This window comes from Paenarthrobacter sp. FR1, from assembly GCF_051106045.1.
Taxonomy (GTDB): Bacteria; Actinomycetota; Actinomycetes; order Actinomycetales; family Micrococcaceae; genus Arthrobacter; species Arthrobacter nitroguajacolicus_A.
Genome location: NZ_JBPFSF010000001.1, coordinates 142,668 through 166,886, shown reverse-complemented (window position 1 = coordinate 166,886; position 24,219 = coordinate 142,668). Strand labels below are relative to the sequence as shown.

At 63.4% G+C, this 24,219-nt stretch carries 25 protein-coding genes; 20 read left to right on the top strand and 5 right to left on the bottom strand.

Annotation, left to right across the window (positions count from 1 at the left end):
- Nucleotides 1–17: 17 nt before the first annotated feature.
- The gene (locus ACR30Z_RS00775) at nt 18–812 is read left to right on the top strand and encodes an alpha/beta hydrolase (protein ID WP_144649771.1); all 795 of its coding nucleotides are present in this window, start codon (nt 18–20) and stop codon (nt 810–812) included.
- Between the two features lie 78 nt (nt 813–890).
- Here ACR30Z_RS00775 and ACR30Z_RS00770 read toward each other — a convergent pair whose 3' ends face one another.
- Nucleotides 891–2,183 (bottom strand): AI-2E family transporter, encoded by a 1,293-nt coding sequence (locus tag ACR30Z_RS00770; RefSeq protein WP_144649769.1) that lies wholly within the window; start codon nt 2,181–2,183, stop codon nt 891–893.
- A gap of 202 nt (nt 2,184–2,385) precedes the next feature.
- Here ACR30Z_RS00770 and ACR30Z_RS00765 point away from each other — a divergent pair, with 202 nt between their 5' ends.
- The 8 genes from ACR30Z_RS00765 (at nt 2,386) to ACR30Z_RS00730 (ending at nt 11,846) form a co-directional block, all read left to right on the top strand.
- On the top strand, nt 2,386–4,143 hold the full coding sequence (locus ACR30Z_RS00765) for a hypothetical protein (RefSeq protein ID WP_144649767.1): 1,758 nt from the start codon (nt 2,386–2,388) through the stop codon (nt 4,141–4,143).
- Nucleotides 4,144–4,180: 37 nt separating this feature from the next.
- On the top strand, nt 4,181–5,164 hold the full coding sequence (locus tag ACR30Z_RS00760; RefSeq protein WP_434370963.1) for a tetratricopeptide repeat protein: 984 nt from the start codon (nt 4,181–4,183) through the stop codon (nt 5,162–5,164).
- Nucleotides 5,164–6,264 carry an NADH:flavin oxidoreductase/NADH oxidase gene (locus ACR30Z_RS00755; RefSeq protein WP_144649763.1) on the top strand — a complete coding sequence of 367 codons (1,101 nt, stop codon included), beginning with the start codon at nt 5,164–5,166 and terminating at the stop codon, nt 6,262–6,264. Before ACR30Z_RS00760 ends, ACR30Z_RS00755 begins: the two co-directional genes overlap by 1 nt.
- A gap of 70 nt (nt 6,265–6,334) precedes the next feature.
- Entirely contained in the window at nt 6,335–7,189 is an 855-nt protein-coding gene (locus ACR30Z_RS00750; RefSeq protein WP_434371372.1) for an ABC transporter ATP-binding protein, read from the top strand.
- The gene (locus tag ACR30Z_RS00745) at nt 7,171–8,742 is read left to right on the top strand and encodes a transporter (RefSeq protein ID WP_434370962.1); all 1,572 of its coding nucleotides are present in this window, start codon (nt 7,171–7,173) and stop codon (nt 8,740–8,742) included. The genes ACR30Z_RS00750 and ACR30Z_RS00745 overlap by 19 nt, the downstream gene beginning before the upstream one ends.
- A gap of 86 nt (nt 8,743–8,828) precedes the next feature.
- Nucleotides 8,829–9,611, top strand: coding sequence for a glucosamine-6-phosphate deaminase (gene nagB, locus ACR30Z_RS00740; RefSeq protein WP_144649757.1), 783 nt, complete (start codon nt 8,829–8,831; stop codon nt 9,609–9,611).
- 8 nt (nt 9,612–9,619) lie between these two features.
- On the top strand, nt 9,620–9,958 hold the full coding sequence (locus tag ACR30Z_RS00735) for a DUF3039 domain-containing protein (RefSeq protein WP_089595519.1): 339 nt from the start codon (nt 9,620–9,622) through the stop codon (nt 9,956–9,958).
- A 112-nt stretch (nt 9,959–10,070) separates the two neighbouring features.
- Nucleotides 10,071–11,846: a DEAD/DEAH box helicase gene (locus tag ACR30Z_RS00730; protein ID WP_144649755.1), complete on the top strand. Its 1,776-nt coding sequence runs from the start codon at nt 10,071–10,073 to the stop codon at nt 11,844–11,846.
- A gap of 126 nt (nt 11,847–11,972) precedes the next feature.
- On the opposite strand, the gene ACR30Z_RS00725 is transcribed toward ACR30Z_RS00730, so the two are convergent.
- The gene (locus ACR30Z_RS00725; protein WP_144649753.1) at nt 11,973–12,599 is read right to left on the bottom strand and encodes an isochorismatase family protein; all 627 of its coding nucleotides are present in this window, start codon (nt 12,597–12,599) and stop codon (nt 11,973–11,975) included.
- Nucleotides 12,599–13,927, bottom strand: coding sequence for a nicotinate phosphoribosyltransferase (locus tag ACR30Z_RS00720; protein ID WP_144649751.1), 1,329 nt, complete (start codon nt 13,925–13,927; stop codon nt 12,599–12,601). The genes ACR30Z_RS00725 and ACR30Z_RS00720 overlap by 1 nt, the downstream gene beginning before the upstream one ends.
- 37 nt (nt 13,928–13,964) lie before the next feature.
- On the opposite strand from ACR30Z_RS00720, the gene clpS reads away from it, so the two are divergent.
- The 6 genes from clpS to rdgB all read left to right on the top strand — a co-directional run bounded on the left by clpS (nt 13,965) and on the right by rdgB (nt 18,269).
- Entirely contained in the window at nt 13,965–14,327 is a 363-nt protein-coding gene (gene clpS, locus ACR30Z_RS00715; protein WP_018776321.1) for an ATP-dependent Clp protease adapter ClpS, read from the top strand.
- A complete protein-coding gene (locus ACR30Z_RS00710) occupies nt 14,320–14,886 on the top strand; it encodes a DUF2017 domain-containing protein (protein ID WP_144649749.1) in 567 nt (188 codons plus the stop codon). Before clpS ends, ACR30Z_RS00710 begins: the two co-directional genes overlap by 8 nt.
- 63 nt (nt 14,887–14,949) lie before the next feature.
- Nucleotides 14,950–16,014: a glutamate racemase gene (gene murI, locus ACR30Z_RS00705; protein WP_144649746.1), complete on the top strand. Its 1,065-nt coding sequence runs from the start codon at nt 14,950–14,952 to the stop codon at nt 16,012–16,014.
- Nucleotides 16,011–16,808, top strand: coding sequence for an MBL fold metallo-hydrolase (locus ACR30Z_RS00700; RefSeq protein ID WP_144649744.1), 798 nt, complete (start codon nt 16,011–16,013; stop codon nt 16,806–16,808). Before murI ends, ACR30Z_RS00700 begins: the two co-directional genes overlap by 4 nt.
- Nucleotides 16,809–16,854: 46 nt before the next feature.
- Nucleotides 16,855–17,613: a ribonuclease PH gene (gene rph / locus ACR30Z_RS00695; protein WP_011775233.1), complete on the top strand. Its 759-nt coding sequence runs from the start codon at nt 16,855–16,857 to the stop codon at nt 17,611–17,613.
- Nucleotides 17,610–18,269, top strand: coding sequence for an RdgB/HAM1 family non-canonical purine NTP pyrophosphatase (gene rdgB, locus ACR30Z_RS00690; protein WP_144649742.1), 660 nt, complete (start codon nt 17,610–17,612; stop codon nt 18,267–18,269). Before rph ends, rdgB begins: the two co-directional genes overlap by 4 nt.
- Nucleotides 18,270–18,342: 73 nt before the next feature.
- Here rdgB and ACR30Z_RS00685 read toward each other — a convergent pair whose 3' ends face one another.
- The gene (locus ACR30Z_RS00685) at nt 18,343–19,107 is read right to left on the bottom strand and encodes a DedA family protein (protein ID WP_144650038.1); all 765 of its coding nucleotides are present in this window, start codon (nt 19,105–19,107) and stop codon (nt 18,343–18,345) included.
- A gap of 130 nt (nt 19,108–19,237) precedes the next feature.
- On the opposite strand from ACR30Z_RS00685, the gene ACR30Z_RS00680 reads away from it, so the two are divergent.
- The 5 genes from ACR30Z_RS00680 (at nt 19,238) to ACR30Z_RS00660 (ending at nt 23,138) form a co-directional block, all read left to right on the top strand.
- Entirely contained in the window at nt 19,238–19,639 is a 402-nt protein-coding gene (locus ACR30Z_RS00680) for a GntR family transcriptional regulator (protein ID WP_434370961.1), read from the top strand.
- Complete coding sequence (locus ACR30Z_RS00675) at nt 19,636–20,568, top strand: ABC transporter ATP-binding protein (protein WP_144649738.1); 933 nt, start codon at nt 19,636–19,638, stop codon at nt 20,566–20,568. Before ACR30Z_RS00680 ends, ACR30Z_RS00675 begins: the two co-directional genes overlap by 4 nt.
- Nucleotides 20,565–21,251 (top strand): hypothetical protein, encoded by a 687-nt coding sequence (locus ACR30Z_RS00670; protein ID WP_144649736.1) that lies wholly within the window; start codon nt 20,565–20,567, stop codon nt 21,249–21,251. Before ACR30Z_RS00675 ends, ACR30Z_RS00670 begins: the two co-directional genes overlap by 4 nt.
- A 97-nt stretch (nt 21,252–21,348) precedes the next feature.
- A complete protein-coding gene (locus tag ACR30Z_RS00665; protein WP_434370959.1) occupies nt 21,349–22,353 on the top strand; it encodes an exonuclease domain-containing protein in 1,005 nt (334 codons plus the stop codon).
- 233 nt (nt 22,354–22,586) lie between these two features.
- Nucleotides 22,587–23,138 (top strand): DUF4395 domain-containing protein, encoded by a 552-nt coding sequence (locus ACR30Z_RS00660; protein ID WP_144649732.1) that lies wholly within the window; start codon nt 22,587–22,589, stop codon nt 23,136–23,138.
- Between the two features lie 6 nt (nt 23,139–23,144).
- Here ACR30Z_RS00660 and ACR30Z_RS00655 read toward each other — a convergent pair whose 3' ends face one another.
- Nucleotides 23,145–24,215, bottom strand: coding sequence for an ADP-ribosylglycohydrolase family protein (locus tag ACR30Z_RS00655; RefSeq protein ID WP_144649730.1), 1,071 nt, complete (start codon nt 24,213–24,215; stop codon nt 23,145–23,147).
- Between the last annotated feature and the right edge of the window lie 4 nt (nt 24,216–24,219).

Here is a 24,219-nt window from a genome sequence, read left to right as displayed (position 1 = left end):
CGCTTAGGCTTGGAAGCATGACTTTCGACCCCGCCTCGTTCGTTTTCACCCCGCAGGATGCTCCCTCGGAGATCCGCGCCTCCACGGTCCTCCCGGCCAAGCGCGAAAATGTGGAGTTCACCACCGAGGACGGCAAAGTGCTGCGCGGCGAGCTTGCCATGCCGGAGTCGGGGGAGATCACAGCCACGTTGATTACACTGCACCCGCTGCCCACCCACGGCGGATTCATGGATTCGCACGTCTACCGGAAGGCTTCGTACCGGCTCCCTGCGCTGGCCGGAGTTGCTGTGTTGCGGTTCAACACGCGCGGCACCCAGTCGCCGCGGGGGACCAGCGACGGGCAGTTCGAGGAAGGCATTGGCGAGCGTTACGACGTCGAGGCGGCCGTGAGGTTCGCGGTGGAACGTGGCCTTCCCAATCGATGGCTCGTTGGGTGGTCCTTCGGTACCGAGCTCGCCCTGATGTACGGAGCGGTGGAGCCTGTTGCGGCGCAGATTGAGGGTGCAGTCCTGTTGTCGCCCCCGTTGCACCGGGCCACGGACGTTCATCTCAAGGAGTGGGCCGCCTCCGGCAAGCCGCTAACCGTCTTGGTGCCTGAACATGACGACTACCTGCAGCCGCCTGAGGCAGCCCAGCGGTTCAGTTTGGTGCCGCAGGCCCGGCTGGTCGGCGTCGACGGCGCCAAGCACCTCTGGGTGGGCGAGAAGTACGCGGCGCGGGTGCTGAATGAAATTGTCGACGACGTCACTCCCGCAGGTGCCGGCGTTGACGGTCTGCCCCGCGAGTGGGCGGGGCCGGTTACGACCGGATAGCCGGATTTTCCATGGAGTACAGGTAATGCCCCTCAACAACATGTCGGGGGGCATTACCTGTACTCCAACACAGGGAACTCAGTGCCGGTCTTGTCGGATGATGAAGACTTCCTTGATGAGCAGCATGATGGCCGCGGCAGTGGGGATGGCGATCAGGGCGCCGAGCACCCCCAGCAGGCTGCCGCCGGCGATAACGGAAATCACCGCTACGGCACCTGGGACAGCCACTGCGCGCTGCATGATGCGGGGCGAGATGAAGTACGCCTCGAACTGCAGGTAGGCGAAGTAGGCGATCGCGTAGACAACCGCCGTCTGCCAGCCGCCGGTGAGCGCCACCAGGATGACAACGACGGCAGCGATCATGCCGCCCACCAATGGAATGAATGCCAGCAGTGCAACGACGAACGCAAGCAGGACGCTGAAGGGGATGCCCAGGATGGTCATCACGATGAAAGCGAAGATCGCGTTCAGGAGCGCAACGCAGGCCTGGCCGATCACATAGTTGCCCACGGAGTCGGTGATGGCTTCGGAGAGCGCCTCGACCCTGGGTCGCCGGGAGCGGGGAGCCAGGCGGTAGGCCCACTTTTTCATGGACGGAAGGGCTGCGAGGAAGTAAAGGCTCAGGACCAGGACAATGAGCGAGCCGAACAGTCCATTCGCCACAGTGGAACCGAAGCCCACCACGCCGCCGAAGATGCCGCCCATGGCTTCAGGATCCTTGACGAACTTATCCAGCTCCGTTGTGATCCGGTCCCGAACGCCAAACTGGCTGTCGGCGTTGCGGAAGAAGTCGGAGTCGAGGAAGCCTCGGATCCACTCGGGTGCTTGGCGAACGATTTCCGACACCTGTTCAACGATGGTGGGAATCAATGTTGCGAAGAAACCGGCGACGGCGAGTACCAAGGCCGAGACGGAGATCAGGATGCCTGCGGGGCGGGGGACCCTGCGGGACTCCAACCACCGGACCACGGGGTCCAGGCCGAGTGCAATGAAGAGGGCGGCGACGATCCAGAGGATCAATTGGGTCGTGTTGCTGGCGATGTAGAAGACTGCCAAGGCAACGCCGACGCCTGCAGTCCCCATGAACCCTACATATAAGGGGTGCTGCGAGGACATCCGGGGGCCGGGCGCCCCGAAGCCGTGGTCGTCCTCGGGGCGGAGGCCCTCGCGGGTTCCTTCATCTTGGTCTTCCGGAGGCATCTCGAAGCGAACACGGGTACGGGCGCCGGGGATGGGCTGCCGCAGCCTGCGGCCGAGGGCTGCAAGGCGTCCGGTTCGGACAGGAACCGTAGCGGCGGTGCCGTCTGAGGGCGCCTCCACCGCACTTGACCCGGGCTCATTGGCGGGACGGGGTTCCAAGTGGTCTTTCACGCGGTTTAGCTGCCTTTTCATTGGTGGAGCGAGGGTGAATCAGGCGCCGGATGGCCCGAATATCATGATCATCGCCACACTATCAGGAGGGCCGAACAGGGCTGCAGGGGCGCCACGGCGGGGTTTTCCGGATGTTGGGGAGATCACGCCGATCTGACTCTCTGATAACAAAACGGTTACCCTTGAAGTTCAACGACCGCTGATGATAGGTGATCCTGTGCGTTTGAAGACTGCAGCCTTGCTGGTGCTGCTGGGCCTGCTGACGATGCTGGCCGGCATTGGCCAGCTGACTTTTTGGGCCCCCGCCGAGACGGTGACGGCTTCGGTTCCCAGCGATACCAAAGCTGCCCCGCTGACCGTGATCGACCCAAAGTTGATCGCTCTCCATGACGGGCCGGTGAAGATCAAGATCCAAGGTGAAGGCAACTTCATGGTCGCCACGGGTCGCCCGGACGACGTCGAAGCGTGGGTCGGAAAGACTGCCCACACCACGCTGTCCGGAGTCTCGGCTGACCAGAAATCGCTTGAGACCGCCTCAGTCGACGGAGAGGCCACTGCGCCGTCTCCGGCTGGATCCGATCTCTGGGTCAGCACCGAGGACGCCAGCGGCGACCTGGACTACACCTGGAACCCTCCCGCTGATGGCGAGTGGTCCCTTCTGGTAGCCGCAGACGGAACCCAGCCTGCGCCGTCGTCCATTTCCATGACGTTCCCGAACAACGCCACCACCCCCTGGGCCGTGCCGCTGATTGTCTTGGGCATCATCATCATCCTGGTTGGTGCGGCTTTGCCGTTCGTCGCCAAGGCCCTCAGCAACCGCCGTCATGACGGGGAGGGTGATGGCCCGCACGATGGCGGCGAAACCACCACCTTGCCCGTGCAGACGCCGGCCAGCGACGCCGCCCGCCGTCGTGGCAACGAAACCGAAGGCCCCGCCCTTCGCGTCACTGCCCTCGCTGCTGCCCTGGCAGCCGTGATGGTTGGCGGAACCGCCGTCGCCGCGCAGGCGACGACGACCCCCGAGCCGACCACCACCAGCGCTGCAGCGGCCCCCGCTGAAGGTGAAGACGGCACGCCGGTTCTGTTGGAGTCCCAGTTGCAGCGGATCCTGGAGCAGGTTGCCAGCACCGTGGATGCTGCCGACGCCGCCAAGGACGCCGCCAAACTGGCTCCGCGCGTTGACAAGATGGAACTTCAGATCCGCACGCAGAACTACAAGATCCGATCGGCTGTCTCTGCCTACGAACCGCGCATGCCTGTCCGTGCCACCAAGCTCCAGAGCAGTGTTATCAGCACCAAGCGCGATTGGCCGCGCACGGTCTTCGCCCTGACGCAAGGTGAAGGAAACGTTGTTCCGCAGGTACTGACGCTCGTACAACTTTCACCGCGTGAAAACTACAAGCTGTGGGCCAGTGCACCGCTGCAGCCCGGCACCAACTTCCCATCCTTCCCCGTCCCACGGGAGGGAACCGAGGCCGTTCCCGCCGCCGACAACACCGGCTTGGCCTACAGCGGCAACGAGGCCTTGGGCATCCTGGCTGAAATGCTGACCACTCCTGACTCTCCGAACCGAAGCAAGTTGGCCGATGGACAATCGTCGCCGTACATCGCTGGGGCCCTCGCCTACCAGGCGGACACTGTGAAGAACGGAACCAGCGCCAACTTCAAGTTCACGCACACTCCGGTTAATAACCAGACCGTGGTGTTGCGCACTGCCGATGGTGGCGCACTGGTTGTCGGCCGCCTGGACTTCGCTTTTGAGGGAACGCCCAAGGCCGCTGGCGATAAGCTCCTGCTTGAAGACGATTCCGCAGTCTTCGCCGGGGGCAAGGAAACCACAACAGGCATGGTGCTGAACTTTGCCGAGTCCGTGGCCGTGTACATTCCGCCGGCCGGCTCAACCGATCCGATGAAGCTCGTGGCAGCTACGCGTGGCCTGGTGGGGGCCAGCTTCAAGTAGGCGAACCCTTGGCAGGGCAGCGGCTAGAGTGGACGATATGAGTTCGCCCGGATACCGACCCACTCCAGCCGCTGCCAGCCAGCTCAATCTTCGCGGCGCAGTCGACCTCTCGTCGTTGCGCCGCCAGGCCGCGCCCCCGGCGCCACCGGCCTCCGTTTCAGCGGACGGCGGGGCGCCTGACGGCGGCGACGCCGGCAAGGCACCGCTTCGTGTGGAGGCCACTGAAACAAACTTCCAGGACCTGGTGCAGCTGTCTGCCCAGATCCCTGTGCTCTTCCTCCTGTGGTCGCGCTACGCAGCGGAATCTCCCGCAGTACTTGAAGCTGCCGAGCGAGTCGTTGAAAGCTACAGCGGTCGTTTGGTTCTTGCAGCCGCGGACGTTGACGCGTTCCCGCAACTTGCCCAGGCTTTCCAAGTGCAGGCCGTGCCTACCGCCGTTGCCGTGATCAAAGGCCAGCCCGTTCCCCTTTTCCAGGGTCCGGCCGACGACGAGCAGATCCGAAACCTCGTGGACGAGCTCCTCAAGGTGGCCGCTGCCAACGGCGTCACCGGAAGCATCGGTGACGCCGCCCAGGACGAGGACACCGAACCGGAGCCAGTGCCGCCGCTTCACCAAGCCGCCATCGACGCGATCGAGGCCGGTGACTACGCCGGAGCAGCCTCCGCCTACAAACAAGCCCTCCTCGAGCAGCCTGCCGATTCGGACGCCAAAGCCGGCCTCGCCCAGGTTGAGTTGATGGCCAGGCTGGACAAACTCTCCGCTCCCGACGCTGAAAGCCTTCGCGAACAGGCCGCCCAAGAGCCGGACAATGTCCAGGCCCAGTTGGGCGTCGCTGACCTCGACATCTCCGGCGGCCACATCGAGGACGCCTTCAACCGCATCATCACCTTTATTGGCAGGAATTTCGGTCCCGAGCGTGAAACTGCCCGCGTGCGGCTTCTGGAGCTCTTTGAGGTAGTCGGAACACAGGACGAACGGGTGGCCAAGGCCCGCCAGGGACTCGCGAGGGTTCTCTTCTAGTGCCGTCAGCACTGTTCTCCCCATTGCAGTTGCGTTCGCTCACCGTGCCTCACCGCGGTTGGGTGTCACCCATGTGCCAGTACAGCTGCCACCCGGAGACCGGAGAGGGCGTCCCCAACGACTGGCATTTGATGCATCTGGGCGCTTTCGCCGCGGGTGGCGCCGCTCTGATCATGAGCGAGGCCGCCGCGGTGAACGCGGCGGGCAGGATCAGCCCCCTGGACGCAGGCCTGTACTCCGATGAGCAAGCAGCGGGCTGGGAACGCATAGTCCGGTTTGTGCACCAGCATGGGGCCGTAGAGTGCAAAATCGGTGCCCAGTTGGCCCACGCAGGGCGCAAGGCCTCCACGTACTGGCCGTTCTCCGGCCGATCGGGTTCTGTACCGGAGTCCGACGGCGGATGGCTTACCGTGGGACCCACCAGCCAGGCTTTTGACGGCTATGCAGCGCCGGCGGCCATGAGCGAAGAGGACATCCAGGGCGTGGTGTCCGATTTCGCAAGTGCGGCAGCCCGCGCCGTGGCTATTGGCTTCGACACCGTGGAGATCCACGGCGCACACGGGTACTTGTTGCACCAGTTCCAGAGCCCCCTCATCAACACCCGAACGGACGGCTGGGGTGGAAGCGAGGACGGCAGGAACAAGCTCATGCTCGCAGTGGTGGACGCAGTCCGTGAGGTCATCCCTGATTCCATGCCCCTCCTGCTCCGAATATCGGCGTCCGACTGGGCGGATGGGGGAGTGGACGTCGCGGCGTCTGTCCGTCTTGCCCGTGCAGCGTCCGAGCGCGGGGTGGATCTGGTGGATGTCTCCAGCGGTGGCGCCGTGGCGCATCAGGACATCAGGGCCGTGCCTGGCTACCAGGCGGGATTCGCCGAGCAAGTAAAGCGCGACGCCGGTGTCCCCACCGGGGCGGTGGGGCTCCTCACGAGTGCCACACAGGCAGAGGATATCGTCGCCAACGGCCGCGCCGACGCCGTTTTCATGGCCCGTGCGGCCTTGCGCGATCCACACTGGTGGCTGAGGGCAGCCTATGAACTCGGCCATGACATTTCGTGGGTTCCGCAATACCAGCGGGCCGTTCCCCGCCACGGCTTCTAGGGCTCCCTCAGGTTCCCGCACGCGCGGTTAGGCTGGTCACATGACGGAACCACGCCATGAACCCACGCCCATGTCCGCGCCGCCACACCTTGACGCGCCGCCACACGCCCTGCAACCGCCCCAGGCCGCGGCTCCAGCCGCACCGAGCGAAGGTTCCGTTGCGGGGGCGCCGATTGCTGCGCTGTCCATTCGAGGCTTGGCCAAGCGCTTTGGAGAGAAGATCGCCGTCGATGGTGTGAGCCTCGAGGTACCCGCGGGGTCGTTCTTTGGGATGGTCGGTCCCAACGGTGCCGGAAAGACCACCACTCTTTCCATGGCTACAGGATTGCTGCGGCCGGACTTCGGCACGGCCCTGGTTCACGGCGTGGACGTTTGGGCGCGGCCGCTGGAGGCCAAGAAGCTCATGGGGGTCCTGCCTGATGGTGTACGCCTCTTTGACAGGCTGACGGGCGAGCAGCTGGTCACCTACTCGGGACTGTTGCGCGGCATGGACCGCGATGTTGTCGGGACCCGGGTGTCTGAATTGTTGGCAGCCCTGGACCTTGAAGCGGACGCCGGCTCTTTGGTGGTTGATTACTCGGCCGGTATGACCAAGAAGATCGCTTTGGCTTCCGCCCTGATCCACGCGCCCCGCCTCTTGGTCCTGGACGAGCCGTTCGAATCGGTGGACCCGGTGTCCGCTGCGAACATCCGCGGCATTCTTGAAAGCTACGTCGCCTCAGGCGGCACCGTGATCGTTTCCAGCCATGTGATGGATCTGGTCCAGCGCATGTGCAGCCATGTTGCAGTGGTGGCCGGTGGCCGCGTGCTGGCGGCGGGATCCGTGGACGAGGTCCGTAACGGGTCAACCCTGGAAGAGCGCTTTGTCCAATTGGTGGGCGGCGGACACCGGACGGAGGGGCTGGAATGGTTGCGCACCTTCTAGGCCTGAAGTGGCAACTGCTCCTCAATGGGTTCAAGCGCAGTCCTTGGCAGTTGGTCGGCATGGCCCTCGGGCTGCTTTATGCCCTGGGCGTCCTGGTCCTCCTGGTGGGCGGCTTGATTGCCCTTCGGTGGGCCGACGCCGAAATTGCCCACACCGTTGTGGTCCTGGGCGGTGCCGCCACTGTCCTGGGATGGGCGATCATTCCGCTCGTTGCCTCGGCTGCGGACATGACCCTGGATCCCGCACGTTTCACCACGTTCGCTATCCCGCCAAGGCAACTGCTGGCCGGACTCGCCCTGGCGGGCTTCATCGGGATTCCGGGGCTGGCTACCCTCATAGCGGCCTTGGGGTCTGTTGGAACCTGGTGGCGCAGCGTTCCGGCCGTTACCGGGGCGTTGGTGGGGGCGGTTTTGGGAGCCTTCACCTGCGTGGTGTTGTCGAAAGTGGTGACGACGGCGACTGCCGGTCTTGCCTCCTCGCGACGCTTCAAGGATGTCAGCAGCATCATCGTGTTCATCCCATTGATGTTGCTGGGGCCCATCATGGTTGGTGTCGTCGACGGGGTACGAAGCAGCGCTGACTATCTCCCCGTGCTTGCCCGCACTGTCTCCTGGACACCACTTGGTGCCGCGTGGTCCCTCGGGGGCGATCTTGAGGCCGGTGACTTCGCAGCGGCAGGATTGAAGTTCCTGATCTCGGCGGTCACCATTGCCGGTCTCCTCCTGTGCTGGCATCTCCTGCTGCAACGCGCCCTGGTGACACCTCCCTATTCCGGAGGATCGGCCAGGAAGGGCGGCAAGCTTGGACTGTTCGGCCTTCTTCCCGCAACGCCGTCCGGTGCTGTTGCCGCGCGGGCTTTGATCTATTGGATGAAGGACCCCCGCTATGCGGCATCTTTGGTGATTGTCCCGCTGTTCCCGGTCCTCTTCTTCTTCAGCGGCTCACAGGGAGGTGGCTATGGCTTGCTCATGATCCTTGGGCCTTTGACCGCCTTCATGATGGCATGGTCGATCTGCGCTGATGTTTCCTACGACAACACTGCATTTGCCCTGCACCTTGCTGCCGGAGTTCGAGGGGTTGACGACCGGCTGGGACGGGCCATGGCCTGCCTGGCCATCTCCCTCCCTGTGGTGCTGGTCTTCACGGTCGGACCGCTTTTCGTCACGGGTGATTGGCAATGGCTGCCCAACCTCCTGGGCTTGTCGCTGGGTACCCTCTTCACGGGCCTGGGCCTTTCCTCCGTGATTTCTGCGCGCTACAACATCGCCGTGCCCCTCCCCGGCGACAGCCCCTTCAAGAAGCCGCCAGGAAACGTGGCTCAGACCCTGGCCGTCCAGGCCGTGGGGATGGGTGTCCTGGCGCTACTGCTGATCCCGGAACTTGCCCTGGTGGCTGTCCAGGCGTTCAGCGGCGGTCCTGAGGCGGGCTGGATCAACCTGGCCGTTGGTCCTTTGCTCGGCGTCATACTGTTCGTAGTGGGGGTCCGTCTCGGTGGAAAATGGTTGGACGCCCGTGGTCCTGAAATGTTCGCCCAGCTCAGTGTGAACCGCTAGTTGCGTAACAACCATGCCCAAAGGTGGGACATGGGATAACCTCTCAGACAGATAGTTCGACGACCCTTACCTAGAAAGGCGTGACGATGGAAGTTGTCATTCTCCCTGGCACCAAACAGATCGGTGCGCTTGCCGCCGACGCCATCGAGGCGCTGGTCCGCCGCAAGCCGAACGCTGTGCTGGGCCTGGCAACAGGGTCCTCGCCGCTGCCTGTCTACGACGAGTTGGCGAGTCGCTATGAAGCCGGGGGCCTGGATTTCAGCCAGGCCCACGGCTTCGCCTTGGACGAGTACGTCGGCCTGGAAGCCGGACACCCGGAGTCCTATCGCGAGGTCATTCGCCGCGAATTCACCAACCGTGTCAACATCAAGCCTGAGAACGTCCATGGGCCGGACGGTGCGGCAGAAGACCTCGAGGCGGCGTGCCAAGGCTACGAAGACGCCATTAAGGCTGCGGGTGGCGTGGACCTCCAGATCTTGGGCGTGGGCACGGACGGGCATATTGGCTTCAACGAGCCCGGCTCCTCCCTGGCTTCCAGGACGCGCATCAAAACGCTGATCGAACAGACCCGCAAGGACAACGCCCGCTTCTTCGACAGCATCGACGACGTTCCCCACCACGTTGTGACGCAAGGCCTGGGGACCATCATGGACGCCCGGCACGTGGTGTTGATCGCAACAGGCGCTCAAAAGGCTCAGGCCGTGCGCGATTTCGTGGAAGGCCCAGTAGCGGCAATATGTGCGGCATCCATTCTGCAGATGCACCCTCACGCCACGATCTTGGTGGACGAGGCTGCCGCGTCATCGTTGAAATTGGCGGACTACTATCGGCACACCTACGACAATAAGCCGGAGTGGCAGGGCCTGTAGACGGTAAGATGTTTGGCATGACTACGCTTCCTCCGGATCCATTCGAAAACGACCCCATGCGCGAGCTTTCCGGAGCCGGAACGTCCACTGCCACCATTGAGCGCGAGGAAACGCGCCAGGAAGTGGAGCCCGGCGACCGCGAGCGGTTTTCCCACTATGTGCGCAAGGAAAAAATCATGGAGTCGGCTCTGACCGGCGAACCCGTCATTGCCCTGTGCGGCAAAGTCTGGACGCCGGGTCGCGATCCCCAGAAGTTCCCGGTCTGCCCGGAGTGCAAGGAGATTTACGAAGGCCTCCGCCCCGGCAACGACGGTGGAAAAAACGGCGGCCCGGGCAACTCCAAGTAGTGGGTGGGAAGAGAACACAGGCCCCTTCTGATCGTTACCGCCTCGCGGTCCGCTGCGGCGTGCCGGGAGAGCGTGGGACACTTGTCGCTGCCGTCAGGCCGGGGGAATCAGCATGACAGAAACACTTTTTGGCGGTCCATCCCTGCCTCCGGCGTATCCGGAACGTGCCGCGTGGGGTACAGCCCCCAAGCTCCGTGCCTGGCAGCAGGAGGCCCTTGATCTCTACATGACCCGTAACCCGAAAGACTTCCTCGCCGTGGCTACGCCGGGTGCGGGTAAGACCACTTTCGCGCTGCGGATTGCCACCACCTTGCTGGACAGCGGAGTGGTGAACCGCATTACCATCGTGGCACCCACCGACCACTTGAAGCGGCAGTGGGCAGATGCTGCAGCCAAGGTGGGTATCGCCATCGATCCCAACTTCAAGAACTCCGATGGCCAGCACGGCCGCGGGTTCGTGGGCGTAGCTGTGACGTATGCGCAGGTGGCCAGCAAGCCCATGCTGCATCGGGCGAAAACCGAAGCTGCCCGCACCCTGGTGATTCTGGACGAGATCCACCACGGCGGCGAAGCCCTCTCGTGGGGAGACGGGCTGCGTGAGGCCTTTGACCCGGCCGCGAAGCGCCTGTCGCTGACAGGTACGCCGTTCCGTTCGGATACTTCGCCTATTCCTTTTGTCGAGTACGCGGAGGACCGGGACGGTATCCGCCGTTCCAAGGCGGACTACACCTACGGTTACGGCAACGCCTTGCGGGACCACGTGGTGCGCCCGGTGCTCTTCATGGCTTATTCGGGCCAGATGCGCTGGCGGACCAGCGCTGGCGACGAGATGGCAGCCTCGCTTGGTGAGGCTGCCGTCACCAAAGACATCACCTCGCAGGCCTGGCGCACGGCGTTGAACCCCACGGGCGAATGGATTCCAGCCGTGCTGGCTGCGGCGGACAAGCGGCTCAGTGAGGTACGGAGGACTGTGCCGGATGCCGGTGGCTTGGTCATTGCCACGGATCACGACGACGCACGCGCTTACGCCGGGCAGCTGAAGAAGATCACGGGGCAGTCGCCCACGGTGATCCTTTCGGATGATTCGAAGGCCTCCAGCAAGATCGAGGAGTTCTCCGCCGGCGACAAACGCTGGATGGTGGCCGTCCGCATGGTGTCCGAAGGCGTGGACGTTCCTCGCCTGTCGGTGGGCGTCTATGCAACGTCAACGTCAACGCCACTGTTCTTTGCCCAGGCCGTTGGCCGCTTCGTGCGTGCCCGCAAAAGGGGAGAGACGGCGTCGGTGTTCCTGCCGTCAGTACCTCCGTTGATGATCCTCGCCAATACCATGGAGGCGGAGCGCGACCATGCGCTGGACCGTCCCGAGAAGGACGACGACGGACTCTTCAGCCCCGAAGAGAACCTGATGGCGGAGGCCAACCGCGAGGACAAGGCCTCAGACGAGCTGACCAAGGGAAAGTTCGAGGCCCTGGACTCACAGGCGTCATTTGACCGCGTGCTTTTCGACGGCGGCGAGTTCGGCACGGGAGCGGACATCGGTTCCGACGAGGAACTGGACTTCCTTGGCATTCCAGGACTTCTGGACGCCGAACAGGTTGGAACCCTGCTGCGTCAGCGCCAGCACGAACAGCAGTCACGGAAGAAACGCCAGTCGCCGTTGGCTGCTGCGGCATCGCCGGCAATTCCTGACCACCGTATGCTGATGGACCTCCGGAACGAGCTGGCGAAGAACGTGGCTGCATGGTCGGCCCGTACCGGTACACCGCACGGAGTGGTTCATACCAAGCTGCGTGAAGTGTGTGGTGGGCCGGCAGTTGCCCAGGCCAACGAGGAGCAGCTGCAGGCCCGCCTGCGGAAGCTCCAGGACTGGTTCATCGGCAGGAAGTAGCCACCCTGCCTTGGTCAGGCAGGGGTAGGCAGGGGCTGGTAGGGACAGACAAGGCCGACTGGCAGACAGACGAAAGGGCGCCGCTTTCTGCGGCGCCCTTTCGTGTGCTGATAGGTGATGGGAGGGTCAGTCGCGTTCAACCTCGACGCCGGCCGCTTCCATTTCGTCGAACGCCTCGGAGAGGTCCTCGGCGATGCCTGCCGTGAGCCCGGCGATCACGGAGGTGTTGTACCCGGCCTGGATGGCATCGAGTGCGGTGGCTTTGACGCAGTAGTCGGTGGCGAGACCCACCACCACAACCTCTTCGACATCGTGGCTCTGCAGCCAGTCGTCCAAGCCGATCGCGTCTTCATCAAGGACTTCCGCCACCGCGGCTCCGGCTTTCAGGTCGCCCGTGGGGACGTCGTCTTCCGGCGCCAGGACGCCCTCAAAACCGGAGTAGGCAGCCGTGTACTGTCCCTTGCGGAAGTAGGCCTGGATGTACTCGGGGTCCAGGTCCTCGTGGAGCTCCGCCCCTTTCGTCCGGGCCTGGCAGTGTGGCGGCCAGGAGTCCACCATGTCGGGTTCGTCGGAGAAGTGGCTTCCGGGTTCGATGTGCCAGTCCTGGGTTGCCACGATGTGGTCGAAGTGTTGCTGGTTGGCGTCAACAAATTCGGTGATGGCGCCGGCTACCGCGGCTCCGCCTTCAACTGCGAGGGTGCCTCCCTCGCAGAAGTCGTTTTGCACATCGACGATGATCAGGGCCCTGGACATCAGTTCTCCTCGTAGATGGTGGGAATGGCAGCTTCGCCGCGTTGCAGGCGGTTCACGACGGCGGGCAGTTCAGCCATGGTGGCCGCGTGCCTCTCCTTGGCCCGGACTACGCCTTCAGGGCCGGTCCACCCGGGCAGTACCTCGCCGTTCTTGACGAACTGCTGGAGCAGCGAGCGGTCGTTGCCGTCATCCTCGGGCCGGTGGCCGATACCCACGATTTCATGGGTGGCGCGGCCCCGTTCATTGAGCTTGCGGAGGGCGTATTTGCGTCCGCCCACGCTTGCCTTGTTCTTGGCGGCCTTGGCAACGGAGATGAATTCGCCGGCGTCGTTGGTGCGGCTGACCAACTTGTAGACCATGCTGGCTGTGGGGGCGCCGGAGCCGGTAACCAGAGAGGTGCCCACCCCGTACGAGTCCACCGGGGCGGACTGCAGGGCCGCGATGGCGAACTCGTCCAGGTCCGAGGTCACCACGATGCGCGTATTGACGTTGCCAAGGTCGTCCAGCATCTGCCGGACCCACTGGGCCTGGGCCACCAGGTCGCCTGAATCGAGTCGTACCGCTCCGAGCTTGTCGCCGGCGAGTTCGACGGCGGTTCGCACCGCCGTCTCGACGTCGTAGGTATCCACCAGCAGCGACGTTCCGGGCCCGAAGGCCGCGATCTGTGCTTCGAAGGCTTCACGTTCGGTGTCATGGAGGAGCGTGAAGGAGTGTGCCGCGGTGCCTACGGTCTTGATGCCGTACCGCCGCCCGGCTTCCAGGTTGGAGGTGCTGGCGAAGCCAGCGATTACCGCGGCGCGTGCGGCCGCCGTCGCCGATTCCTCCTGGGTGCGCCGGGACCCCATCTCGATGCATGGCCGGGAACCGGCCGCAGAGGTCATCCTCGAGGCAGCGGAGGCAATGGCGCTGTCGTGGTTGAGGACTGAGAGGATGTACGTTTCCAGGATGCAGGCCTCAGCGAACGTGGATTCCACGATGAGGATGGGGGAATTGGGGAAGTAGGCATCGCCCTCGGCATAACCCCAGATGTCCCCACTGAATTTGTAGTTGGCCAGGTAGTCCAGGGTCTCTTGGTTGACCACCTTGTTCTGCTCCAGGAACGCGAGCTCGGCGTCGCCGAACCGGAAGTCGGCGATGCCCTCCAGCAGGCGTCCGGTGCCGCCCACCACGCCGTAGCGGCGGCCGTCAGGCAGTCGCCGGGCGAAGGCTTCAAACACCGACCGGCGATGGGCGGCACCCGAGTGAAGGGCGGCCTGAAGCATCGTCAGTTCGTAGTGGTCTGTGTACAAGGAAGTTGCGGGGTGGTCCCACGACGTGGCTCTACTCACGAATTCACTCTAGTGCGAGCCGCCATAGAATGGACAGATGAGCCCTAGCGTTGCGTTTGGCACAGACATCGATGAACGGACGGAAGCTGCAGAGCAGACGTCCACCGATGTCCTGACAGCCCCTGATGTCCCCTGGAACCTGGTGATCTGGAACGATCCCGTCAATCTCATGAGTTACGTGAGCTACGTGTTCCAGAGTTACTTCGGTTACTCCGAGTCCAAAGCACACAAGCTGATGATGGAGGTCCACAAGAAGGGCCGGTCCATCGTGGCGTTCGGGAGCAAGGAACAAGTGGAGCAGCACGCGGTGGCCATGCACGGCTTCGGCCTCTGGGCAACGGTGGAGAAAGCCGCCAGCGGCAACGAGACACCCGGAAAGGGCGGCCGCCAACGTGGCTAAGGCATTCAAGTACGGTCTCAAGGGCATCACTGGATACCTTGAACCGGCGGAACGGGACCTCCTTCGCGGTTTGTTGGACGATGTAATTTCCATGCTGGAATCCGATGTCCGGGAAAATGAGGACCCGTTGGCGGCGCTGATCGGGTTGGACATGGACGTGAAGCAGCCCAGCGACCGCGCACTTCTGCGGCTCTTGCCGAACGTCATGAAGGACGACGACGGCGGCTCCCTGGAATTCAGGCAACTCACCGAACGCTCCGTCCGGGAGAATAAGATCGGTGCCTTGAAGGCTACGGCCATGGGCCTGGACAAGGACGACCTTGCCCTGACGCTGGAGGATGCCACCCGCTGGTCCATGGCGTTGAACGACGTTCGGCTGGTGCTGGCCGAACGCCTGGACATCCGGGACGAAGCAGACGCCGAGCACATCCACAGCATGCAGGACTGGAGCCAGGCGGAGGACGTGGAGAGCTATTTGGCCTTGGTGTACAACTTCACCACATGGCTGCAGGAGTCCTTGGTGCAGGCCATGATGTCCGCCAGGCAGGCAAAATCCTGATCCGGGCGGCCGACGGAGTTCCCGTCCTGTGACACATCAGACACGAGGCGGAGACCACAGGTAATGGCCGCACACCATGGGAAGCCTTATTCTCGAATAATTATGACTTCAGCATCGGGCAGTTCAGCGGGCGCCCAGGGCAGTGGCGCCTCCACCAGCACCGGGGGCATCGTGGGGGCGCGCCCGATCGGCATCTTCGACTCCGGCGTGGGCGGCTTGACGGTGGCGCGGTCCATCATCGACCAACTTCCCAACGAGTCCATCCTGTACGTGGGCGACACCGCCAACGGGCCCTATGGTCCACTGCCCATCGCCGAAGTACGTGCCAACGCCCTGGGCGTCATGGATGAACTGGTGGACTCAGGCGTCAAGCTGTTGACCATCGCCTGCAACTCCGCTTCGGCCGCCGTACTCCGGGATGCCCGGGAACGCTACACGGCCCGGTACGGCATTCCGGTCATCGAAGTCATCCAGCCCGCAGTCCGGCGTGCCGTCTCTGCAACGCGTTCCGGCAAGATTGGGGTGATTGGGACCTCTGCGACCGTGGGGTCGCGGGCTTATGAGGATACGTTTGCCGCTGCTCCGGACCTCACCATCACGTCCGTGGCGTGCCCCGCGTTCGTGAACTTCGTAGAGGCCGGCGTTACTACGGGAGCTGACCTCCTGGCTGCTGCCAATGAGTACCTGGCGCCGCTCAAGCAAGCGGGCGTGGATACGGTCGTCCTGGGGTGCACCCACTACCCGTTGCTGACCGGTGTGATCTCCTTCGTAATGGGCGAGGATGTCACCCTGGTGTCCAGCGCCGAGGAAACCGCCAAGGACGTCTACCGCGCACTGGCCAACAACGGCATCCAGCGCACCGAGCCCAGCGCTCCGAGTCACGAATTCATTGCCACCGGTGACGCCGCCCAATTCGAGACCCTGGCCCGCCGTTTCCTGGGACCGGAAGTCCTCTCGGTGAAGCACGTGGACCACGTTGCCGCGCAGTACCCCACAGGGAGCTTGGCTCGCATAACCCCTGAAATGCTGGAAGCGGCGCGTTCCGGATCCGGCCTGTCGCGGCGGTCCTACTTCGTGCAGCCCGATGACATCCTCAATGCCGGCGCAACCATGGGGCGTGCCTGGTGAAACTGACCATCGTAGGGTGCACCGGTTCCTTCCCCGGTCCGGGCTCCCCGGCGTCGTGCTACCTGGTGACAGCGCACGACGGTGAGCGCGAGTGGAAGATTGTGATGGATCTGGGCAGTGGTGCCCTCGGTGCCATCCAGCGCTACACCGATCTGGAGGACATTGACGCGATCTTCCTCACCCACCTGCACCCGGACCACTGCATGGATCTGTGCGGACTCCACGTCGCGGTCCGCTGGAAGCCCGGCGGCTGGGGCAGGGACAGGCTTCCCGTGTGGGGTCCTGCGGCTACCGCGGACAGAATGGCCACAGCCTACGGACTTGAGCTGGACCCGGGCATGCATGAGGAATTCGACTTCACCAACTGGACTGAGCTCAAGCCCGTTACGGTCGGTCCCTTTACCGTGACGCCCTTTGCCGTTAACCATCCTGTGGAAGAGGCCTACGCCCTCCGGGTGACGGCCACGGAACCGGGCAAGGACGGGGTCCCTGTCACCAAGGTCCTGACCTACTCCGGGGACACCGATTCCTGCCAAGGGTTGGAGGACGCGGCCAAGGGATCCGATCTCTTCCTCTGCGAGGCGGCGTTCGAGGAAGGCCGGGACGACGACATCAAGGACGTGCACCTCACGGGCAAACGGGCGGGTGAAGCGGCGACTAACGCCGGTGCCAAGCGCCTGCTCCTCACGCATATTCCTGTGTGGACCTCGCAAACCAAAGTATTGTCCGAGGCCAAGCCTGTCTTCGCAGGCGACGTCGCCGTGGCGGTTGCCGGGGTGCATTACACGATCTAGCGGCAGGCGGCACGGGTACCACCGTCATCGTCGCTAAGCTTGGAGCATGACTTCTGAAGCTACCGCCACACCCGTCATCCGCGCTGATGGCCGGACTCCCGACCAACTGCGCCCCATCAGCATCACCCGCGGTTGGTCGAAGCAGGCCGAGGGCTCGGCGCTGATCGAGTTCGGCAACACCCGGGTTCTGTGCACGGCTTCGCTCACCGAGGGCGTACCCCGCTGGCTCAAGGGGGAGGGCCGCGGTTGGGTCACCGCCGAGTACGCCATGCTTCCCCGGGCTACCAACACCCGTTCGGACCGGGAGTCCGTCAAGGGAAAGATCGGTGGGCGCACCCACGAGATTTCGCGCCTTATCGGCCGTTCTTTGCGGTCCATCATTGATACCAAAGCCCTCGGCGAGAACACGATCGTCCTGGACTGCGACGTCTTGCAGGCGGACGGCGGCACCCGCACGGCCGCGATCACCGGCGCCTATGTGGCGCTTGCAGAGGCCATCCGTTTCGCCCGCGAGAACAAGCTCATTGCCCGCAACGCCGAGCCGCTGGTGGACACCATCGCAGCAGTCTCTGTGGGCATCATCGACGGCGTCCCCATGCTGGACCTCCCATACGTTGAAGATGTCCGCGCCGAGACGGACATGAATGTGGTGGTCACCGGCTCCGGCAAGTTCGTGGAAGTGCAGGGCACCGCTGAAGGCGCTCCCTTCGACCGCGACGAGCTCAACGCACTGCTGGACCTCGCCCTGCTGGGTACCACCCAGCTGTCCGCCATCCAGCGTGAGACGCTGGCGGAGGCTCCGTGAGCGCCGCAGGTGTGGACCAGCCCCGGTTGGTCCTTGCAACCCACAACAAGGGCAAGCTGAAGGAACTCCGCGAACTTCTTCGAGGCCAGGTTCCGGGGTTGGACGTCGATACCCAGGTAGTGGATGCCGCTGCGGCCGGAGCGCCGGACGTTGCCGAAACGGGTGTGACGTTTGCCGAGAACTCGCTCCTTAAAGCTCGCGCAGTCGCTGAGGCGACTGGCCTGGTGGCCATCGCGGACGACTCAGGCTTGGCCGTGGATGTACTGGGCGGGGCGCCGGGCATTTTCTCGGCACGCTGGTCCGGACGGCACGGGGACGATGTCGCCAACCTGAACTTGCTGCTGGCGCAACTTTCCGATGTGCCGGATTCCTTCCGCGGTGCAGCGTTTGTTTGTGCCGCTGCCTTGGCCGTTCCCGGACCTGACGGCATTGCCCAGGAAACCGTGGAGTACGGCCAGCTGGAGGGAACGCTGCTGCGTGAACCTCGCGGTGAAGGTGGCTTCGGCTATGATCCCGTCCTGCAGCCGGCTGGAATGGACCGGAGTTGCGCGGAACTGACCTCCGAGGAGAAGAACGCCATCAGCCATCGGGGACAGGCGTTCCGGGCGTTGCTTCCGTCGATCGTTTCCGCGTTGTTGAAGGCCGGTTCGAACTAGTACCCTCCAGACAAAACAAATGGCACCCCGCGAATGCGGGGTGCCATTACTTGTTGGAGCTGGTCTCCGGCGCTCAGTGCTCGCCGTGCTTGCCGCCCTCGTGTTCCTCGATGAATTCCTCCACGGGGTCGGTACCTTGTGCAGCCGCCTTGCGCTTGGCCATGAAACCACGGGCTACCTCGATGAAGACCGGAATGACCGAGATGAGGACGATGACGATGAAGATGATGTCCAGGTTGTCGCTGACCCACGGCACCCGATCGCCAAGGACGTAACCCAGCAGGGTGACACCGCCACCCCAGAGTAGGGCGCCGATGACATTGAAGAGGAAGAACTTCCGCTTGTCCATCTGGGCCACGCCCACGATCACGGGCACGAAAGTGCGGATGATGGGGACGAACCTCGCCAGGATCAAGGCCTTGCCGCCATGCTTTTCAAAGAAAGCATGGGCACTTTCGACGTTCTCTTTCTTGAAGAGCTTGGAGTCGGGGCGGTTGAAGATCGCAGGGCCGGCCTTGGAACCAATGAGGTAACCGGTTTGGTTACCGATGATCGCAGAGACGATGATCAGGGCCGCCAACGCCCAGATGTTGAACTTGATGGTGTCTGTGGCCACCAGGAGACCCGCGGTAAAAAGCATGGAGTCGCCGGGGAGGAAAAAGCCCACCAGCAGACCTGTTTCGGCAAAGACGATGCCGCACACAAGCAGCACAACCCAGGGGGCGAGGGCCGGGTCGGCCAGGAAGATCTGGGGGTTCAACCAGTCCGGCAGGAACGAGGCCATGGCTGGCTGCACCGGTCCAGCGCCCCCGATGGTGGATACGGCAAGGTCGCTCATCGCAGAAAAGATCACCCAACAAGCCTACTTGACGGCCGTCGTTGTGATTTTCGGGGGAGACCCTTGACTCCTGCCTCACTGCTTGTATGGTTAGTTACATGAGTAATGAACCAGTGAGGCGGCGGTGCTCATGATCGATGACAGCAAACCGATCTTTATGCAGATCGCCGAACTCATCGAGAACGGAATCGTGGACGGCAGTATGGCCGAAGAGGCGCAAGTGCCCTCCACCAACGAGTTCGCAGCGTTCCACCGCATCAACCCGGCAACCGCTGCCAAGGGCGTCAACCTGCTGGTGGATTCAGGAATTCTCTACAAACGCAGGGGGATAGGGATGTTCGTGGCTACAGGGGCGCGCGCCCAGGTGATAGCGCGCCGCACCGAGGAATTCTTCGAACAATACGTGAAGCCGCTGGCGCTGGAAGCCCGCAAGCTGGGCATCTCGGCAGAGCAGCTGAACACCATGATTGAACGCAGCTCCGGACTCGCGCCGGAATCCGGAACAGACAAGGAAAGGAGCGCGGCCCTGTGAACGACACCATCGTCGAGGCCCGTAACCTGTTCAAGCATTACAAAGAGCTCAACGCGCTGGATAACGTCAACCTGAGCCTCACGGCCAACCGCATCTACGGCTTGTTGGGACGCAACGGCGCTGGCAAGACTACCTTGATGTCCATCCTCACAGCCCAGGCCTTCGCAAGCTCGGGGGAAGCCCTCGTCTTCGGTGCCAGCGCCTACGAGAACGACTCTGTACTGTCCCGGATTTGCTTCATCCGTGAATCCCAAAAATACCCGGATGACTTCCAGCCCCAGCACGCCTTCCGCTCAGCTGCGTTGTTCTACAAGAACTGGGACCAGGAATTCGCGGACCGGCTGGCCGAGGACTTCCAGCTTCCGGTCAAACGGCGGATCAAGAAGCTCTCCCGCGGACAGCTGTCCGCCGTCGGCGTCATTATTGGCCTCGCCTCACGCGCGGAACTGACGTTCTTCGATGAACCGTACTTGGGACTCGACGCCGTAGCCCGGCAGTTGTTCTACGACCGGCTGGTAGAGGATTATGCCGAGTACCCGCGAACCATCATCCTGTCCTCCCACCTGATCGATGAGGTCGCCAACCTCCTGGAACACGTAGTTGTTATCGATCGGGGCCGGATCATCATGGACGCTGATGCGGAGGACATTCGTGGTTCGGCTGTCACCGTTTCCGGTTCCGCGGACAAGGTGGACGCCTTCCTGGCCGGCCGGAAGATCCTCCACCGCGAAACGCTGGGCTCTTTGGCGTCCGTCACCGTGGACGAGGCACTGGACAGCCGTGAGCGGACCGAAGCCCAGGAGCTGGGACTTGAGTTGTCGCCCGTTTCCCTGCAGCAGTTGGTGGTCCGCAAGACCATGGCCGGGGCGGCCGCCACCGGAACAGGTACTGGAGACTTCGCCGATGACACGATGGAGGCAAGGCGATGAGCAGGACGGTAGCAGTTGCCCGGATGCAACTGATCAACAAATGGACGTACATCGGATGGCCTTTGACCATCCTGGCGGCATCCTTCCTGATGTCGCTGGCGATTTTCGCGCTCATTCCCGTCAATGAGGGCAAATACGGTGGCGGCAGCCAGGCTCCCATGTGGTACTTCCTGGTCCTCGGGATACAGAGCATGACCCTGGTCTTCCCGTTCTCCCAGGGCTTGAGCATCAGCCGCCGGGCGTTCTACCTGGGTACCTTGGGACTCTTCTCGCTCATCGCCTTGGGCATGACGGGCCTTTACCTGCTGGGTGGCGTCATTGAACGTGCCACCAACGGCTGGGGCGTCTACGGATTCTTCTTTAGCATTCCGTGGGTAACGGACGGTCCCTGGTATTCCACGGCAGCGTTCTTCTTCGTGGTGATGATGTTCATGTTCATCATCGGATTCTGGTTCGCCACCATTTTCAAGCGATGGGGAACCACTGGCACGCTGGTCTCAACGTTGGGAACGTCGATTGCCTTGATCGGCCTTGCCGCCCTCACCACGCTGCTTGAATGGTGGGGACATGTTGGAGCCTGGTTTGCCCAGCAGACACCGTTGAGCATCAGCGGGTGGGCAGCCCTCCTGTGCGTCGTACTTGCCGCAGGCTCCTACACCACCCTTCGTCGAGCCACGCCGTAAACGTGGCGATGTAGCGTTCGCCACAATGAAGTCCGGAAGGGCCGCCCCGCCGTAGAAATCGGCCAAGGGCGGCCCTTCCCGCCTGTAACCTTGTCCAGTGGCATTGGACTTTACGGCGATCGACTTTGAAACAGCCAACGGCTTCAGGGGGTCGCCGTGTTCGGTTGGCCTCAGCAAAGTCCGCGGTGGCGTGGTAGTTGAGGAAGCCTCCTGGCTGATGCGACCACCGGAGAACCACGATCACTTCGAGTTCCACAACACCCGCATTCATGGCATCCGCGCCGAGGACGTGGCTGGTCGCCCCAGGTTCGGGGAGCTCTTCCCGGAAATCGGCGCGTTCATTGGGAGCGACGTGCTCGCCGCCCATAATGCAGCCTTCGACCTTGGAGTCATCCGGTCCGGCCTGGAAGTCTCCGGTCTTGCCGGGCCTGCCTATGACTATGTCTGTACCGTGATGCTGTCCCGTCGCTGCTATTCGCTGGTGTCCAACTCTTTGCCGTATGCGGCAGAGGAAGCGGGTGTGCCCTTGGTCAACCACCACGACGCTGCCGAGGATGCCCGTGCCTGCGCCGGCATCCTGGTGGACATTGCCCGGCGCAACAACGCCAACAGCATCGCCGAACTCTATCTTTCGCTGGGCCTCACCTTGCCCCAGCAGCCCGCCTTCGACCCCGCGCTCGGCCTGTCCAAAGCAACCATGTCTGCGCTCGCAGCCAGGACCGGCAGCACCATGGACCGTACGCCGGGACAGGCTGTTCCTGTTGGTTGGTCAGCGTGGCCGGAAGAAGGCCCCAACCCCCTGCCGAATCCCGCGGCAGAACCGGGCCACCCGCTCTTCGGGCAGACCGTGGTTTTCACGGGCGACCTCACCATCACCCGACCGGAAGCGAAATCCCGGGCAGCAGACATGGGCGCACGGCCGGAGAGCCGGGTAACCGCAAGGACCACTGTGTTGATCGTTGGCGATGGGTTCGTGGCTGGCGATCTTCGGGCCGGGCGGTTGACGGGCAAAGCCAAAAGGGTCCTTGAACTTCACGCCAAGGGCCAGCAGATCGAGGTTGTCTCAGAAGGTGAGTTCCTCCAGATGGTCGGCGGCGCCTAAGAGCGTCCCACACGCTCTCTCACATCCCGCTTCCATTTCCCACACGCTCTCTCACATCCCGCGGTGTGCCCGCCGGACTATCGCGAGCGTCGTCACGGAGCGGATCGGCACTTGGACAGGATCTGCCTCTGGGCAGGTGAGAAAGGGGCGGGGACGGGGTTGTTAAAGTGCGATTGGGTCATACTGCGCAACAATGCTTCCCGCCGGATCGGCCGCGCTCCTAGCCTTGGTACATGACCAAGCCCTCTCTTCCCCCAGCACCGGTGAGCCAGCCAGCGGATGCTCCCGTGAGCAGTGGGGTTGATTGGCGGAGTGTTTTCGCGTTCCCCAACCCCGTCAATGAATATGCAGCACGGATCACCGCGGGGCTGGTAGTGGTGCTGGCGGTTGCCACGCTTCTGACCGGGTGGGCATGGGGGCTGGTCGCCTTGGCCGTCGGTTTCTGGCTGCGTGTGCTGTTCGGCCCCCGCATTTCTCCGCTGGCCCTGCTGTCCGTCAAAGTCCTGGCACCCAGGATCGGGCACGCCAAACTTGTAGCCGGTCCTCCCAAGCGCTTCGCCCAAGGCATCGGAGCCGCACTGACGAGCGCCGCCGTCGTGCTGTTCTTCATTGGTTACCAGCCAGCCGCGTGGGTTTTGCTGGCCCTTCTCATCGTGGCTGCTTCGCTGGAAGCATTCGTCGGTTTTTGCCTGGGCTGCGCCATTTTTGGTTTCCTGCAGCGCAGGGGGCTCATACCGGCTGAGGTCTGCGAAGCGTGCAATAACATCACGCTTCGCAGCGCCTGAGGTCCATCAGCCGGTGGTTACGGCAAGCAAGCTGTCCGCCATGCCGCGAATAACCTCGGGTGCTTCCAAGGCTTCAAGCCAGTCAGCCGGCAGGCACTCCTCGCCGTAGTAAGCCCCCAGGATATTGCCTGCTATGGATCCCGTGGAATCACTGTCGCCGCTGTGGTTGATGGCCACGGCAATGGCGCGGCGGAAGTGCTCCGTCGGTTCAGTGGCGCTGGTGGACAGGACGGCATAAAGCCCGACGGCGAGTGCCTCCTCGGCGACCCAACCCTCGCCGAGCGCTGCGGTCATTTCTTCGGGACCCAGCATGGTGGGCTGCGCCGACAGCTGCAGTGCGGCTTCCAACCGCTCCGCAAGCTCAGCCGCTTTCGTGGGGACGTTGTTCACATAGGCCAAGGCATCCGTGGCGGCACTGCGGATATCGCTGCCGGCAACGAGATTGTGGATCAGCAGGCTGAAAGCCGCTGCGCTGAGTCGTGCCGACGGGTGTCCGTGGGTCAAGGAGGCGGCGTCGGAGCTGAGTTTGTAGACAGCTTCCCGCGAGATATGGGGGATGAGCCCAAACGGTGCTGAGCGCATCACCGTGCCGCAGCCTTTCGAATCGGGATTGACGGGCCGGGCCACCGTCCCCATTTCTCCAGTCGCGAGGCCGCTGAGGCAGGCGTTCCCTGGAGCACGGCGATGCCGAAGGACGGCTTGGCCATCGATCCACCGCGGTTGCGGCACGGGGGCAGACGCGGAAACGGCGACGTCCTGGGTGCCCAGCCAACGCAGGTACGCCAGCCACAGGCAGGCGATCTCGTCCGCGGCGACGCCGTCGTTGGCCCACTCGAGGGCTTCCACGAGGCCATCAACCGTGTACAGCGTCATTTGCGTGTCGTCCGAGAAGTGACTTTCGCCGTCGAGCTGTCCAAAGGACGTCAGTCCGGCGGAACCGTAGTGTGCGCGAATCGCCGCGATGGAGTCGAACTCCACGGCGTAGCCCAGGGAATCGCCCAACGCTCCGCCCAACAGGGAGCCCCGGACGCGGGACTCGAAGGACGGGGCAACGGGGGAGGAAGCTTCAACACTCATGCCA

Bases quoted from the DNA above. Each gene is read 5' to 3' on its own strand.
- ACR30Z_RS00680 (WP_434370961.1), top strand. From the start codon at position 19,238: ATGATCGATGACAGCAAACCGATCTTTATGCAGATCGCCGAACTCATC.
- ACR30Z_RS00735 (WP_089595519.1), top strand. From the start codon at position 9,620: ATGTTTGGCATGACTACGCTTCCTCCGGATCCATTCGAAAACGACCCC.
- ACR30Z_RS00685 (WP_144650038.1), bottom strand. From the start codon at position 19,107: ATGAGCGACCTTGCCGTATCCACCATCGGGGGCGCTGGACCGGTGCAG.
- nagB (WP_144649757.1), top strand. From the start codon at position 8,829: ATGGAAGTTGTCATTCTCCCTGGCACCAAACAGATCGGTGCGCTTGCC.
- ACR30Z_RS00670 (WP_144649736.1), top strand. From the start codon at position 20,565: ATGAGCAGGACGGTAGCAGTTGCCCGGATGCAACTGATCAACAAATGG.
- ACR30Z_RS00725 (WP_144649753.1), bottom strand. From the start codon at position 12,599: ATGTCCAGGGCCCTGATCATCGTCGATGTGCAAAACGACTTCTGCGAG.
- ACR30Z_RS00655 (WP_144649730.1), bottom strand. From the start codon at position 24,215: ATGAGTGTTGAAGCTTCCTCCCCCGTTGCCCCGTCCTTCGAGTCCCGC.
- ACR30Z_RS00750 (WP_434371372.1), top strand. From the start codon at position 6,335: ATGTCCGCGCCGCCACACCTTGACGCGCCGCCACACGCCCTGCAACCG.
- murI (WP_144649746.1), top strand. From the start codon at position 14,950: ATGGCCGCACACCATGGGAAGCCTTATTCTCGAATAATTATGACTTCA.
- rph (WP_011775233.1), top strand. From the start codon at position 16,855: ATGACTTCTGAAGCTACCGCCACACCCGTCATCCGCGCTGATGGCCGG.
- ACR30Z_RS00760 (WP_434370963.1), top strand. From the start codon at position 4,181: ATGAGTTCGCCCGGATACCGACCCACTCCAGCCGCTGCCAGCCAGCTC.
- ACR30Z_RS00730 (WP_144649755.1), top strand. From the start codon at position 10,071: ATGACAGAAACACTTTTTGGCGGTCCATCCCTGCCTCCGGCGTATCCG.
- ACR30Z_RS00745 (WP_434370962.1), top strand. From the start codon at position 7,171: ATGGTTGCGCACCTTCTAGGCCTGAAGTGGCAACTGCTCCTCAATGGG.
- clpS (WP_018776321.1), top strand. From the start codon at position 13,965: ATGAGCCCTAGCGTTGCGTTTGGCACAGACATCGATGAACGGACGGAA.
- ACR30Z_RS00660 (WP_144649732.1), top strand. From the start codon at position 22,587: ATGACCAAGCCCTCTCTTCCCCCAGCACCGGTGAGCCAGCCAGCGGAT.
- ACR30Z_RS00775 (WP_144649771.1), top strand. From the start codon at position 18: ATGACTTTCGACCCCGCCTCGTTCGTTTTCACCCCGCAGGATGCTCCC.
- ACR30Z_RS00765 (WP_144649767.1), top strand. From the start codon at position 2,386: ATGATAGGTGATCCTGTGCGTTTGAAGACTGCAGCCTTGCTGGTGCTG.